This is a genomic window from Gemmatimonadota bacterium (assembly GCA_026702745.1).
GTDB lineage: Bacteria > JAAXHH01 > JAAXHH01 > JAAXHH01 > JAAXHH01 > JAAXHH01.
In genome coordinates, this window is sequence record JAPPBT010000036.1 from 1 (window position 1) to 14,745 (window position 14,745).

Annotated in this window: 13 protein-coding genes; 4 read left to right on the forward strand and 9 right to left on the reverse strand. The window is 62.2% G+C overall.

Annotation, left to right across the window (positions count from 1 at the left end):
- Positions 1-141: 141 nt before the first annotated feature.
- Together OXH56_06260 and OXH56_06265 are read left to right on the forward strand one after the other, a co-directional pair.
- Entirely contained in the window at positions 142-1,467 is a 1,326-nt protein-coding gene (locus OXH56_06260; protein MCY3554910.1) for a sulfatase, read from the forward strand.
- 3 nt (positions 1,468-1,470) lie between these two features.
- The gene (locus OXH56_06265) at positions 1,471-2,547 is read left to right on the forward strand and encodes a DUF5829 family protein (protein MCY3554911.1); all 1,077 of its coding nucleotides are present in this window, start codon (positions 1,471-1,473) and stop codon (positions 2,545-2,547) included.
- 62 nt (positions 2,548-2,609) lie between these two features.
- Here OXH56_06265 and OXH56_06270 read toward each other — a convergent pair whose 3' ends face one another.
- From OXH56_06270 to OXH56_06300, 7 genes are all read right to left on the reverse strand, one after another.
- Positions 2,610-2,996, reverse strand: a complete 387-nt coding sequence (locus OXH56_06270) for a MerC domain-containing protein (protein ID MCY3554912.1) — start codon at positions 2,994-2,996, stop codon at positions 2,610-2,612.
- Between the two features lie 84 nt (positions 2,997-3,080).
- The gene (locus OXH56_06275) at positions 3,081-4,529 is read right to left on the reverse strand and encodes a DUF3526 domain-containing protein (protein MCY3554913.1); all 1,449 of its coding nucleotides are present in this window, start codon (positions 4,527-4,529) and stop codon (positions 3,081-3,083) included.
- A 2-nt stretch (positions 4,530-4,531) separates the two neighbouring features.
- The gene (locus OXH56_06280) at positions 4,532-5,941 is read right to left on the reverse strand and encodes a DUF3526 domain-containing protein (protein ID MCY3554914.1); all 1,410 of its coding nucleotides are present in this window, start codon (positions 5,939-5,941) and stop codon (positions 4,532-4,534) included.
- Positions 5,942-5,950: 9 nt separating this feature from the next.
- A complete protein-coding gene (locus tag OXH56_06285; GenBank protein ID MCY3554915.1) occupies positions 5,951-6,655 on the reverse strand; it encodes an ABC transporter ATP-binding protein in 705 nt (234 codons plus the stop codon).
- A gap of 282 nt (positions 6,656-6,937) precedes the next feature.
- Positions 6,938-7,207 carry a hypothetical protein gene (locus tag OXH56_06290; protein MCY3554916.1) on the reverse strand — a complete coding sequence of 90 codons (270 nt, stop codon included), beginning with the start codon at positions 7,205-7,207 and terminating at the stop codon, positions 6,938-6,940.
- 136 nt (positions 7,208-7,343) lie between these two features.
- Positions 7,344-8,423 (reverse strand): glycosyltransferase family 9 protein, encoded by a 1,080-nt coding sequence (locus OXH56_06295; GenBank protein MCY3554917.1) that lies wholly within the window; start codon positions 8,421-8,423, stop codon positions 7,344-7,346.
- Complete coding sequence (locus tag OXH56_06300) at positions 8,420-9,406, reverse strand: ornithine cyclodeaminase family protein (GenBank protein MCY3554918.1); 987 nt, start codon at positions 9,404-9,406, stop codon at positions 8,420-8,422. The genes OXH56_06295 and OXH56_06300 overlap by 4 nt, the downstream gene beginning before the upstream one ends.
- 367 nt (positions 9,407-9,773) lie before the next feature.
- Here OXH56_06300 and glnA point away from each other — a divergent pair, with 367 nt between their 5' ends.
- Positions 9,774-11,123, forward strand: a complete 1,350-nt coding sequence (glnA, locus tag OXH56_06305) for a type I glutamate--ammonia ligase (GenBank protein ID MCY3554919.1) — start codon at positions 9,774-9,776, stop codon at positions 11,121-11,123.
- A gap of 20 nt (positions 11,124-11,143) precedes the next feature.
- On the opposite strand, the gene OXH56_06310 is transcribed toward glnA, so the two are convergent.
- A complete protein-coding gene (locus OXH56_06310; GenBank protein MCY3554920.1) occupies positions 11,144-11,548 on the reverse strand; it encodes a hypothetical protein in 405 nt (134 codons plus the stop codon).
- Positions 11,545-12,711: a histidine decarboxylase gene (locus OXH56_06315; protein ID MCY3554921.1), complete on the reverse strand. Its 1,167-nt coding sequence runs from the start codon at positions 12,709-12,711 to the stop codon at positions 11,545-11,547. The genes OXH56_06310 and OXH56_06315 overlap by 4 nt, the downstream gene beginning before the upstream one ends.
- A 108-nt stretch (positions 12,712-12,819) precedes the next feature.
- On the opposite strand from OXH56_06315, the gene OXH56_06320 reads away from it, so the two are divergent.
- On the forward strand, positions 12,820-14,085 hold the full coding sequence (locus OXH56_06320) for a heparan-alpha-glucosaminide N-acetyltransferase domain-containing protein (GenBank protein ID MCY3554922.1): 1,266 nt from the start codon (positions 12,820-12,822) through the stop codon (positions 14,083-14,085).
- The last annotated feature ends 660 nt before the right edge of the window (positions 14,086-14,745 follow it).

Below are 14,745 nucleotides of genomic sequence, written 5' to 3' on the forward strand. Positions count from 1 at the left end.
CAGTGCTGGACCTGCTCGGCATTGAGGTGCCGAGGCGCATGTAGCAAGCCGAGCCGCATGTACGTACAACCCGCGACGCATGTAGCAGGCCGCGACGCATGTAGCAACAGGTAGAAAACCATACTCAGGGATCGTCAGTCTGTGAATATCGTATACCTCCATTCCCACGATACGGGCCGGTACATACAGCCCTACGGCCACGCCGTTCTCACGCCCGCCCTGCAGCAATTGGCGGAGGACGGGGTCCTTTTCAGGTCGGCCTTCTGCGCGAACCCGACCTGTTCCCCGAGCCGGGCGGCCCTGCTCACCGGACAATGGGCCCACAGCTGCGGCATGTTCGGCCTGGTCAACCGGGGATGGTCGATCCACCATCCCGAGCGGCTCATCATGCACACGCTGCGCAAGGCGGGATACGACACGGTGATGGCCGGATTCCAGCACGTGGTGAAGAACCTGGATGACGCCGGGTGGTCCCGCGTTCTTCCGAGAGAGGCCGGTGACGCGAAGGCGCCTGCCGAGGAACTCGCCGCATCATTCCTGTCCGAACCCCATGACCGCCCGTTCTACCTGGACGTGGGCTTCGGCGAGACCCATCGAAGGGGCGCGGGCTTCGCACCGCAACCCGATGGAGAACCGCCGGCCGATTCCCGTTACTTGCGGCCGCCGGCACCGTTTCCCGATACGCCGGATCTTCGTCGGGACATGGGTCTCTTTATCGATGCCGCCCGTACGCTCGATCATAAGATGGGACGCGTGTTGGAGGCCATCGACCGGTGCGGGTTGAGGGATGATACCCTGGTCATCTGCACCACCGATCACGGCATCGCCTTCCCCATGATGAAATGCCACCTCACCGACCACGGCATGGGCGTCATGCTCATCCTGCGCGGTCCCGAGGGATACAGCGGCGGCAAGGTCATCGATGGCATGGTAAGCCAGATCGACCTGTTCCCCACCCTTTGCGATCTGGCCGGGATCGAGCGGTCGGCCTGGCCGGACTGGCTGCAGGGCGTTTCAATGGACCCACTCGTCAGTGGCGAGGCCACGGAAGTCCGGGAAGAAGTCTTCGCCGAGGTAAACTTCCACGCGGCCTATGAGCCCCAACGGGCCGTGCGGACCCACCGCTGGAAGTACATCCGGCGATACGGGGACCGCGATCTTCCCGTCATGACGAACTGCGACGCATCGATCACGAAATCGACCCTGATCGAGCAAGGTTGGCGCGACCGGCCCGTGCCCCGTGAAAGACTCTACGATACTCTGTTCGATCCGAACGAGACCAGCAACCTGGCCGGCCGGTCCGAATCCGCGGACGTGTTGCGCGAAATGCGCGCCCGGCTGGACCGCTGGATGAAGTCCACGGGCGATCCCCTGGTCGATCACGAGGTCGTTCCCCCGGACCCCGGGGGCGTGTTGAACAGCCCCGCCGATCTTTCAGCGGCCGATGACCCCCAGTATCCCGTCTGAGCCATGCTACCTGTCTATCTGAACCATTTGCTCATCTTCCTGGACGCGGACACTTACCGTGCCATCGGCGCGTCCGGGTTTCTGAACGGGCACTTCGCCTGTACCGAAGAGCGGACGACCCACGACCAGGCCACGGGCATGTCGTGGACCGGCCGCTACTACTACGGCCGCGAGACCTATTTCGAGTTCATGGATCCGGGCCGTACTTCCTGGGCGCCCCGAGACGCCCTCGCGTTCGGCATAGAGCAGGAAGGTGGATCAGAAGAACTCGCCGGTCGCCTGGAAAGGGCGTTGCTACGGGATATCACGCGGTTTAAGCGGAAGAGGAGGTACCGGGACCAGGACATCCCGTGGTTCTGGACGGTCGATATACCCCGGAAGGACGACGCCCGGCTGATTTCCTGGGTAATGGAATACGATCCCGGGTTCCTGGACCGCTGGGCGCCGGACCTTCCTCCTCATAACCCTGGCACGGGGACAGCCGCCATCGCCAGAAGCGGGTTCCTGACACGTTACCGTTCCGCCATCGGCGACGACCTGCCGGGCCGGCTGTTCCGGGACATCACGTCGGTGACGGTGACGCTTCCGCCCGATGAGGCGGACCTGCTGGAGGCTGAGTTGGGGGTGTATGGATACGTGGCAACGAAGATGGCCAGCCCGGTGGAACGGAGTGCGGACGATACTGCGAGGTTGGGGCCGGGTACGGACGATGACGCCGGAACGGAGTCTTCCGGGATAGAGAAACGCGCATCTTTCCGCGGCCCGGACCTGGATATCGTGGTAGAATGGTCATCCCGGACCGGCGGTCCTGCCGGGGTAGGCGCCGACCGTATCGGGGTCGGGGCAGGCGCCGACCGCTCCGGGTCCGGGGCTGGCACCGATCACGCCCGTTCCGCGGAAACCAGTCCCTTCGGCGATGGTTTCGGCATCACCGAATTCTCCATGAAGACGCAGCCGGTCTCCGTCACCACGACCCACACCTTTGGCCCCGCGTGCAGCCTCACGGTCGGCAGGACGGGAAGAGCGATCTGGTCGTTCAGGCAGAACGCGGGGTGGCGTCAGACGGCAACCGGCCGATAGACGGAGACGCAGCCCGATGACGGCGAACGACCTTCATCCTGTGATTACCTATAAGATTCCGGTCAGCAGCCGGCCGCGGGACAGGTCCGGCACAGGTGCCGGTTCAGGAGATGGGTCGTCGCGAGCAGTACGCCCCCGGTTACATGGAGGACTACTTCGAAGTTCCCTTCGGCCGCCGTGAAACCCGTAATGATTATCCCCGCGGCCAATACGAAGGTGAGAAACGCCCTCCAGCTCCTGTGGTACCTCACACCTGCGACCACGCTCCCGGCTGCGAGCAGTACCGCGCCGATTATGGCGTACTCGGCAGGTTCACCGGCCAGGAATCCGAGCCCCACCAGTGGCAGGAACGTCACCACCAGCGGCAAGGCCAGGCAGTGGATCGCACATGCAGACGAGACGAACACGCCGATGTTGTCTACGGTTCCTCGATGGATCTGATAGTTCATTTCTTTTCTGAGTCTCCTATGGGATAAACCCGGGGCTGGCTCAACCGGCGCCCGGGACCGGCTCAACCGGCGCCCCGGACCGGCTCAACCGGCGCCCCGGACCTTGCCGAGTCCGATCCAGGCGCCCGCACCTACCAGCCCGACCAGCATGATCAGTGCCGATAGCGGTACCGTCGCGCGCTGGCCCACGTCGCCTAATGACTCGTCTACGTAATTGAAAGCTGGTAACGTGGGAAGCACATCCGCCGACATCTGCTCCCCGGCCAGAATTGCCGGCACGAAGAACGACTGCCACTGACCGGCGAACGCTCTCACCTGGGACTGAAACCGTGCAAACCGCGCATCACCCGTACCCGCCGCGTCGATCAGCATCTCCTGGACCAGGAGTGCGGGGGAGAGAAACCGGTAGCGGCGGATCAGTTCATTCTGCTCGTCTCGTCCCACCCGGTGTCGCTCAGACACCTCTTCCAGGCGCTGGTTCACCGCGTCTGTGGCGGCCCAGGCGAGTGCGGCCCGGTTGGGTTCATCGGTCGCGTCTCCACCGGTCAGTTCGGGATGGTCCTCGAGGTAACGGGCAAGCAGCTCGCTACGGCGGTTCACCGCGTCGTTCGAGGCTTCGCGCTGGGCAGTAATCATCTCCACCCGCGACGGGAGGGGATGGAGCAGGCCCGCGGCGATGTTGATGGCGGCTGGCAGCACCACCACCAGGACAAGCCAGGCCCCCACCAGCACCGTGGCGTTCCAGGAGGATGACCGGCCGAGACTGTTTACCCAGGCGGTGAGTGCGAACCAGAACAGCGCGTACACCGTCAGCGCCGCGCACCACAGAAGTATCCTGCCGAGCGGCCCCGTAGATCCGAATCCTCCCGAGATCAGTATTCCGATCAAAGACACCCCGATGGCCGCGGTCAGGACCAGCATGGCGCGGAACGCGAGCTTCGCGGTCACGAACCGGCGCGCCGACACGGGCTGGGAAAGCGTAAGGGCCAGGGTGCCCTGTTCGCGTTCCCCTGATAGCACGTTGAAACCCATGGCCAGCACGAGCAATGGCAGCAGGTAGATCGCGACGAAGGCCAGGTCGAATCGTCCCACCATGAGGTTAAGCGGGTTCTCCACCTCGCCGTTCTGCAGGAACGTGGTTTCGTTGGTATAGATGCTGACATCGTAGTAGTATGGCAGCAAGTCGCTTTGCCCCACCGCCAGGGCGGTCAGGGGACCGGGATCCAGCGCGACGGACCGAGCGCCCCGGCGGCCACCCATCACGTTGGCATTGCGGGGGTCGCGGAAGGGGGAGGACGGCTGGGCTCCGTTCTGGATGGCGGCCAGTTCGCGTTCCAACCCCTCAGTCCGTTGGACATTCCCCTCCCTTACGACCTGGACCGTGTGCTCCTGGAATCGGACCCAGGCCATGCCGTTGGCCAGCGCGTAGGCAAAGAGGACGATGAAAAGGGGCAGGACAATCCGCAGGGTGCGGTCGGCCGCTAGAAGCCGCCACTCGTTAAGCAGGATGGTCTTAATGGTCTTGGTCTGCATGATCAGGCCACCTCCGCGCGGCGAACGGCGTATGTGACCACTACAAACGCACCGGCCAGCCACAGTCCGAGCATCAGGAGCGAAAGAGCCCGGTTCTTCAGGACCCACGACACTTCCGGCGCGTCGTACCGGAAAGGCGGCATCTGCGACCAGAGATCGGCGGAGGCGAGGTAGACCTCACCGGTACGGGAGTTTTCGGTCAACTCGCCGTTCAAGCGCTCCACCAGATCCCTCCGGTATTGCTCCGCGGCGGCGGCGAAGTGGCGGTGCTGTTCGACATCGGTCCCGGCCAGGCCCATGGAAAGCGTCCGAACCGCCAGCAGCGGTGCCGTCACCGCGAGCGCTTCGTGTACGTACCCCTGGCGCTTGAAAGTGTCCCATAGAGCGCCGTAGTTCCGGTCGAAGATCTGGTCGCCGAATACCTCGCTCTGCTGCAGGAAGACGCCTATCGCGTTGATCGGGAGGTCTTCGGTCCGCTCTACCCCGTACTGGGCCAGCAGGTTCTGCGTCACGACAGCCCGGTCGGGACGGTCAACGCCCTCCACACCGTTGGCCATCTCCTGTTCAAGGGTGTGGGCGAACTCGATCGCGGAAGGCGTCGGGTACAGCCATTTCGAAAGATCCACCGCGACGCGGGGCGCCACGAGCCCGTTCACCACCCAGATGGCCAGCAAGACGACCAGCGCGGCCCGCGCCGAAGGGGCCCGGGCAGATACGGCGAGGGACAACCCTATGAAAGTGGCAAAATAGGCCAGGTAAATCCCGGCAAGCACGGCGCCGCGTACCAGTGGGGACGTCGCCGGTCCGGGGCTTCCTACGACAATGGCCGCCGCGCCTACGACTGCCGCAGGTACCAGGAGCAGCGCCAGGGCAGCCGTCGCGCCAAGGGCCTTGCCCATGGCGAGTTCGAGGCGTCCGACGCCCGTAGCGAGGAGTTGCCGCAGCGTGCCCCGCTCCCGCTCGCCGGCGAGTGCCCCAAAGGTCAGCAGGATGATAAGAAGCGGTACCAGGTGCTGAAGGACCTGCGCAGCCGTCAAGGCGCCTATGCGCTGCGCGGGGGTCGCGTCCTGTGCGGGGCGCAGCAGGAAGTCATTCTGCCTGTGGGCCTCTAAAAACACGGACGTTCCCGTATAGGAATCCACCCCTTCATCGACGAAGGACAGCGCCAGCCGGGGTTTGAACGCGTATACACCATAGTGGGCCGCGGAGTGGGGGTTCTTCTCGCCCTGTGATTCCCAGTGATCGCGGGCGGTTGCCTGTGCGGCGGCGAGTTCCTTCTGCGCATTGCGCGCCTGGACCCATCCCGTTCCCAGCGAAACCAGGAGCAGGGCGCCTACCAGGGCGGCGCACCAGCGGAAGCGGCCGTCCCGTACTACGTCCATGAATTCCTTTCGGACGATATGGCTGATCATAGTTGGCTCCTAATCGTGCATGTGTTCGAGGTAGATGCGTTCGAGATCGGCGTGGCCGATTTCGTCGGTGGTCATCTCCGCGACGAGCCGGCCATGCCGCATGATCCCGACCCGTGTTCCGGTTTCCTTGGCGCGAAAGAGGTCGTGGGTCGCCATGAGCACCGCTACGCCCCGGTCCTTGAGCTGCTCCAGCAATTCGGAGAACTCGTTCGATGCCTCGGGATCGAGGCCGGACGTCGGTTCGTCGAGGAGCAGGGCGCCGGCCTCCTTGGCGATGGCGATCGCAATGCCGACTTTCTGCCTCATGCCCTTGGAATACGCGGATACGCGGGAATGGACCGCATCCGCTTGAAGCCCCGCTTCGCCGAGGATCTCGGTGAGTCGATCCGTCGACAGGGATTCCTTCCCGCCCAGCGCGGCGAAATAGGCCAGGTTTTCCAGGCCGCTCAGGTTGCGATACAGCATAACCTGCTCGGGAACGTAGGCGAGGTGAGTTTTGGATTTGAGCGGCTCCTCGGCGACATCCAGACCCATCACGTGTGCGCTTCCGGACGTCGGTTCCAGAAACCCCAGGAAAAGGTGGATTGTCGTCGTCTTGCCGGCGCCGTTCGGGCCCAGGAGGCAGTAGATCTCCGACGGGCCGACACGGAGATCCAGGCCGACAACAGCTTCTACTTCGTCATATCGCTTGGACAGCGACCGGGCTTCCAACACGGGCGCCATTGCGGCGCCCGCCGAATCGGCCAGGGTTTCAGACTCTAAGGCAGTCTGTACTTCGCTCGTGTGCTCTATCCGGGATTCCGGACCGGATTCCATGGGTTTTTCCTCCGAATGCATGGAGTATACTCGATCCAACGCCACGCCAGCGACGCGACTTCGAATCACTATTTCCAAGAATATAAAGTTTACGATGCGCTGGGCGGATTTCGACGGTACAAACTCAGCGAACACGCATCGGGAACTGGGCGATCTGTGTGAAAATCGAAAGGGAGGTATTCAGGCAGGTGGGGCCCGGGAGTCGTGTCCGCGGGTCGCCGCATCCAGGGGATGCACCTGGGCGTACGCACCGGATACGCGGTGTATCGGCACATCAGGGAAGTCGTGCACGCCGAAGCGATCGAAGGAATCGAGGATCGGCAGTCCGTGGACATGGCAGGCAACACAGGTGCCGCTTACGCATTCGTCATCGTGGTCGTGATCATGGGGCGTCGCCGAGAGTACGAAGAGGGCGATGGCGCAAACCGCGGCCCAACGCTGTAGCGTCAACCAATCTGGTCGCATGTCGGCGAACATAGTATGCCCTTGAAGTTCTGTCAAGCGCCTTCAACACTTTATCGATTCCAATATACCGTATTAAAGGAATTTACATGAAACCACGCCCAACTCTTGAATCTAACTTGCGTTACGCGCCGGCGGCTGCGCAGAGTCCCGCCAGGATTCGAAACGGTCTCATCGCTTCGATGTCGTCGAGGCTTCGCGGGTGGAACACCCCTTGCCGGTTCATGCCGTCCACGTCTCCTTCGAGAACTTCGGTCCCCCACAGTATACGGACGTGCTCCCCCCTTGGGCCCCAGACGGCCGGGTCTGTAGGTCCGAACAGCGCGATGACCGGCGTGCCCACGGCCGCGGCCAGGTGAGTCATGCCCGAATCGTTGCCGATCATCGCCCGGCACCGGGCATACAGGTCGGCCACATCCACGAGGGAACGGTCATTGATAACCAGGACATCGCGGGATTCGATCCAGGGCAGCAGGTCGCGACGAATCAGGTGATCCGCCGGACCGAAGGTGATCATCGGCCTGAAGCCCGATTCGGCCAACAGGTCGATCAGTGCCCCGTAGTTTCTCGCCGGCCAGCATTTCTCCGCGCCACCGCTACCGGGATGAATGGCGACCAGTCTTTGTTCCGATTCCAGTTCTCGCACGTCGTCCGGGGCAGTGCTTATCGGTACGTCGACCAACGGCGGATCGACCAATGACTCGATTCCCAGGGGTTTCAGCGCGTCCATCAGCACACGGGTCATGTGGATTCTGCCACCGTCGGGAGGCCGGGACTGCCCGGTCAGCACCGGGCCCGAAGCAAACCTGCGGAGGTTCTCCGCGAACACACCATCGGGATCAGGCAGATAGGAGAGCATTAAGTCGTAGGATCGCAGGCGCCGAATCAAAAGGTCGGGCAGCTTCCGCGAAACAGTGCCCGAGGGTGCGCCGGCCGGTCCGCCCGGTCCGCCCGGTCCGCCCGGTCCGCCCGGTCCGCACGGTCCGCCCGGTCCGCACGGCGCGAACAGGGGGGTGAATTTCCGGTCGTCTACCGGCAATACGTTGTCCACGTACCCGCAGTGTTTTAACAGCGAAAGCCGGCCCGGATCGCCCATCTTGTCGATGGACAGGCCGCTGTAGCGCTTCTTCAACGCGGAGAGCACGGGGAGCGTAAGGACCAGGTCCCCGACCGCGCCCGATCGGATGATCAAAACGCGCTTCATGCTTCCAGGTCGAAGGTGGCGCCGACCCCCGAATCCGCTGCCCGTTCATAGGCCAGCCGCGCAGTAACCGCGTCTTCCATGGCGTAACCCACGGATTTGAACACGGTGATTTCCCCGTCACCGGTCCGTCCGTCCTTCCTGCCGGTCACCAGTTCGGTCAGTTCCGCGCGGATGTGGTCTCTGGAGATTTCGCCCGCCCGCAGGGGAACGATGATGTCGCCCGCTTCCTCAAACGCGCCTTCGTACGTATCGACGAAAACGCGGGCCCGCTGGATCAACCCGGCGTCCAGTTCCTGCGAGTCGGCGGTGTAGACGCCCACGGCGTTCACGTGGCTGCCGGGACGAACCAGGCCGCCGTCGAAGAGGGGCGACTTGCTGGACGTACAGACCGCCAGCACATCTGCTTCGGCCGCGCAGTCGGCGGCGGTTTCCGCCAGGCTGCAGGACATCCCCCGGGATGCAAGATCATCCGCGAGTGCGCGTCCCCGCTCGGGCGTCCGGTTGTACATGACGATCCGTTCGATGGGGCGGACCGCCGTGATCGCGTCCACGTGAAACCGGCCCTGGACACCCGTCCCGATGATGCCCAGTACCCTGGCATCCTTGCGCGCCAGGTACTTCGTGGCCACCGCGGACGCCGCAGCCGTACGTATGCCGGTGAGGAAAGTGGCGTCCATCAGGGCGATGAGCCGGCCGGTCTCCGCGTCGCATAACACGTAGAATCCCGTGATCATCGGAAGGCCCCGGGCAGGATTGTCGTGGAACGCGGAGACGACCTTGGCGCCCAGCGTATGCGATCCGGCGAGGTAGGCCGGCATGAAGAGCGCGACGGAGGGGCGGTCCGCTACGTGGACGGGCAGGCGGACGGGAACGTCGTCTTTCTCGCCTGCGGACCGGAACCCCTCTTCCACGGCTTCGATGACATCCGGCATGGTGAGGACGGAAGCCATATCCGATCTCGACAGAAGACGTACCTGGCTCACGCAAGACTCCAATCAGAAGACGTTTTTTGGGGTATTGATCGGCCGAGAAACTGATTGCCCGGACAGGCAGTCCGGATTAGATTGTATAATCGTCCTTGAAGCTGCAATCAATGACAATCTGACAGAATCCGTGCAGTCAGGGCTCGCCGCCGAACGCCTCGATCCGGGTCGCCGGGAGCCCAAAGCAACCGTCCGGTCCACGCGCCGGACACGCAACAGGGAGCAGGTATGCGCGAACGCCAGAAGGAACTCCGGAGACAGCGGTTCCGCAAGGAGCAGAGGCGCAAGGCCGCGATCCGAGATATGAAGAGAAAGCGCAAGGTAAAGCCGTCCAAGTAGCCATGGTGGAACCCCCTGCAGGTAAGGCATGAACGACACATCGGATGCGGCGAAGGACTACGTCCTCCACACGGCCCAGGAACACAACGTCAAGATCATCCAGTTGTGGTTTACGGACATTCTGGGTTTTCTGAAGAGTTTTTCCATCACCGTGGAGGAACTGGAAGACGCCCTGGAGGACGGCGAGGTCTTCGACGGGTCGTCCATCGAGGGATTCATACGGCACAGCGAGGAGGACATGATCGCCATGCCGGATCCCAGCACGTTCCAGATCCTGCCGTGGCGCCCTGACGCCCGGAAGAGCGCCGTGGGCAGCATGTTCTGCGATATCCTCGAACCCGACGGCGCCAGGGCCTACGAGGGCGACCCCCGCCAGATCCTGAGGAGAAGCCTCCATCGCGCGGCCGAGCACGGGTTCACCTTCTATGTCCAGCCCGAACTGGAATACTATTACCTGAAGTCCAGCGAAGGTCCGCCCCAACCGCTCGACCAGGGCGGCTACTTCGACCTCACCCCCCTGGACTGGGCGACGGACCTGCGGCGCGACACCGTGATGGCCCTCGAAGAGATCGGTATCGGCGTCGAGTTCAGCCACCACGAGGGCGGTCCCAGCCAGAGCGAGATCTCCCTGCGGTATACCGACGCCATGACCATGGCGGACTATACGATGGCCTACCGCCTCGTGGTGAAGGAAGTGGCCCTTCGGCACAACGTGTACGCCACCTTCATGCCCAAGCCCCACGCCGCCCACAACGGGAGCGGGATGCATATACACCTTTCGCTCTTCCGCGGCGACGAAAACGCCTTTTTCGACGAAGGCAGGGAATATCACCTGTCGGATACGGGCCGGTCCTTCGTCGCCGGGCTGATGCGCCACGCTCCCGAGACCATGCTGGTCACGAACCAGTGGGTCAACTCGTACAAGCGATTGATCGCCGGCTACGAGGCGCCGCTCTTTGTTTCGTGGGCGTTGCACAACCGGGCGGACATGATCCGGCTGCCGACCTACAACCCCTCGAAACATGAAGCCATGCGCGTGGAGTACCGCGCCCCCGATCCATCCTGCAACCCCTACCTGGCCTTTGCCGTCATCCTCTCCGCCGGCCTGGCGGGCATCGAAAACGGGTATGAACTCGGTCCACCGGCGGAGGTCGACCTGTCCAGCATGTCCCAGGAGGAACGCCGGAAGCTGGGCATACAGTCCCTGCCCAAAGACCTGAACGAGGCGATCAAACTGGCTGAAGGAAGCGAGTTGCTGGTGAATTGTCTCGGCAGAGAGGTCTTCGACAAGCTGATCGAGAACAAGCAGGAAGAGTGGGAGCGCTACCGGTCCCAGGTCACCGACTACGAACTGAAAACCTACATGTCCCTGCTGTAGGCTTTATTCAGGTCTTTTTGTCAGGTCCCGCCCCCACCCACGCGTTCCGCCACGAGTATGCGCCGGGCGGCGTCCGGATCGTCCGCGACCAGCGCCACCAGGCTTCGCTCGCCGGCCCGTTCGACGATCCGAAGGCTGCGGATGCCGATCCTGGCGTCCGTCAGGCGCCTTGCCACTTCCGCCAGCGCCCCGGGCCGGTTTTCCAGGTCGAGCACAAGGGCGTCCTCGGTAACCGCGCGGTACCCCGCGTCCCTCAGTATCCTGAGCGCGGCGTCATAGCGGTCCACGCGCAATACGATGATGCCGCTCTCCCCCACCACGCGGGCCTCGATGAATTCGATGTTGATCCGGGCACGGGCGAGCGATTCGGAGACGGCCGCCAGGGTGCCGGGTGGTTCTTTTACCGGGATGATGATTTCATTCATGCGGTTTTCTCGGTTTCTCGCTGCATATCGCCAATGAATTCCTCAAGCGTCTCCCAGGAAACACCGGGTAAGGCAATGAGGTGCGCAATGTCGCCGGAACCGGCCAGCACCCATTTGTCCATGATGGCCTTCGGCGGCCGGGGAAAGACGACCGTAACCGAGCGTGGATTACGCCAGGCCTTCACGCCGATCTCATTCAGCGCCTTCTCCGCATAGGCCGCTTTCCGCAGGGACTCGCCCACCAGGTCCCGAAACCCGTCGTCGCCGTGCAAACGCAGGGCATACCAGAGCATCAGGGGTGTGATCGCGTTTCTGGATCCGCTTATGGTGGTGTCGAGCGCGCCCACGTATTCGACCGAACGGGAAATTCGTTCCATGTGCGTCTTCCGTACCATGGCCACGCCGCACGGCAGCGGAGATCCGATCATCTTGTGCCCCGAAATAGAAATGCTGTCGGCGCCGTCGCCGAAGTGCCAGGGCGGTGGATCGTCCACGAAGGGCAGGATCATGCCTGAAAAGGCCGCGTCGACATGGATGTACGCGTTCGGCGTGCACTGTCTTTCAAGGACTTCCCGTATGCGGTCCAGCCGGTCGATGGCGCCCGTCATCGTCGTTCCGGCATTGGCGAACACGATGGGCGGCACATCGCGGTGGATCCGGATGCTCTCCTCCAGGTCCCGGTAGTCCATTTCACCGGTAGGGCCGCTTAGGATCATAATATTGCGCGTATGTTGCAGCCTTAGTGTCTTGCTGACGCTGTAATGCGTATCCTCGGAGAAATAGACGATGCCGTCCGGATAGATTTCCCGGGCGAGATAGAGGCCGTACATGTTCCCTTCAGTCCCGCCGTTGGTAACGTATCCCCAGCAATCTTCGTTATCGATCCCCGTCAGGCGGGCAAAGGTCATGATCACCTCGCGTTCGAAGTCATGGGTGTTCATGCGGAAGTTGCTGCCCGAAAACGGATCGCCCAGGTTGTTGACGGCAAACTCCATGAAACGGTAGAGCGGGGCGAAATCGAACCGGTGATTGCACGGATAGCCGATGGAGACTTTCCTGAGGGACGTTAGTCGCTCGTAGAGCGCATCCAGCCTTGCCGTGCTCCGCTCGTCGAGAACGGCCGAATCGGTAACCGGGTCAGGGAAAGCAGGTTTCGTGGTCATAACGTGTAATTTACACAAAATCACTCAGGGAGTCAGGTAATCTCGAATAGCCGATCGGTACCAGTTGCAGGGGATGCCGGTCCACCGCTGATCACTGACGCAAGCCGCATGGCGGCCATCGACTGGATGCGCGGCCTCGTCATGGTCCTGATGGCCATCGACCACGCCAGCCTGGCGTTCAACGGCGGCCGGCTCGGTGATGATTCGTGGTACGCACACGAAGCGGGGTCCGCGCTCCCCGCCGCCCAGTTCTTCACACGCTGGATAACCCACCTGTGCGCGCCGACCTTCGTCTTCCTGGCCGGGACCGCGCTGGCGCTGAGCTTCGAGCGGCGCCGTCTTGCCGGCGCCCTGGACCGTGACCTGGACCGGCACCTGTTCAAGCGTGCGCTCGTCATCCTCGCCTTCGAACTGCTGTGGTGGTCTCCTTTCAGTCTCCAGGTCCTGTTTGCCATCGCCATGGGGCTGATCTGCATGATACCCCTGCGACGCCTGTCCACCCGCACGTTGCTGATCGTCGCGCTTTCGATCCTGTTCCTGCACGAAGCCTTGTTCTGGAGCATCATGCACCTGGGCGGTATTACGGCCGACATGATCCGCGAGGTGACGAAGATGCCGATGCCGGACGGGGATTTCGATCAGGAAGGGATGAGCGAGGCGGTCGCCCAGGTCCGCAGCCTGGGCTGGATGAGCGTTTTCAACCCGTTTTTTCATCCGGGACTGCTCGTGAAGATCGGCCCCATACCCCTGTGGGTGCAATATCCCTTCGTGCCCTGGCTGGGGATGATGATCCTGGGCTGGTTGCTGGGACGTTACCTGGTGCAACAATCGGTCGCCCCAACGCCGTCGCCCAATGTTTCAAGCGGCCCGACCGTCGATGCGCGCGAAGGCGCGCTACGGTCCTCGATGCCGGTCGAACGCCTGCTGGTCATAGCGGGGCTTCTGGCACTGGGACTGTTCGTGCTGTTCCGCGCCTGGAACGGTTACGGTAACATGTTGCTCCTGCGTGAGGACTTTTCCCTGGTGCAGTGGTTATATGTCAGCAAATACCCGCCAAGCCTGACCTTTGCACTGCTGGAACTGGGCCTGATGGCCCTTATTCTGTCCGGGTTCTTCTGGTACCAGCGCTATCTGAAAGGTCCGATCCGAAACCGGAATCCCCTGCTGGTGTTCGGCCAGACCGCCTTTTTCTTCTACCTGATTCATATGCACATCCTGATCTTCAGCGGTCTGGCTCTGGGCATGTTCATGCAACAGGGTCTGGGTGCCGCCTACCTGGCCGCCCTGGGGGTGCTGATCCTGCTCTATCCGGTGTGTCTGTGGTTCCGCCGATTCAAAGCCCGCCGGCCTAAAGGCTGGGTAAGGTATATCTAACCCCGGCCCGCAAGCTGTTTACGATTCACATTACTCGTGCAATTCCGCTTCAATCCGGTGGAAGTCGGAGCAGGATCTTCCATTCAACCGCGGCCATTCATCTCTCGCAGCGATTCCTTGATCTCCTTGATGTCGTTCCGGACCTCCCTGATGTCATTCCGGACCTCCTTGATGTCATTCCGGACCTCCCTGATGTCATTCTGGACCTCCCTGATGTCATTCCGGACCTCCTTGATTTCGGATTCAACGCGTTCAAACCGCTGATCAACGTCCGATCGGAACTCCGTAATTTCCGTACGGATGTTTTTGATGTCGGATTCAACGCGTTCAAACCGCTGATCAACGTCCGTTCGGAACTCCGTCAATTCCGTACGGATGTTTTTGATGTCGGCTTTAACGTGTTCGAACCGCTGTTGGGTGTCCGTTCGGAACTCCGTCAATTCCGAACGGATGTTTTTGATGTCGGCTTCAACGTGTTCGAACCGCTGTTTGGTGTCCGTTCGGAACTCCGTCAATTCCGAACGGATGTTTTTGATGTCGGCTTCAACGTGTTCGAACCGCTGTTTGGTGTCCGTTCGGAACTCCGTCAATTCCGAACGGATGTTTTTGATGTCGGCTTCAACGTGTTCGAACCGCTGTTTGGTGTCCGTTCGGAACTCC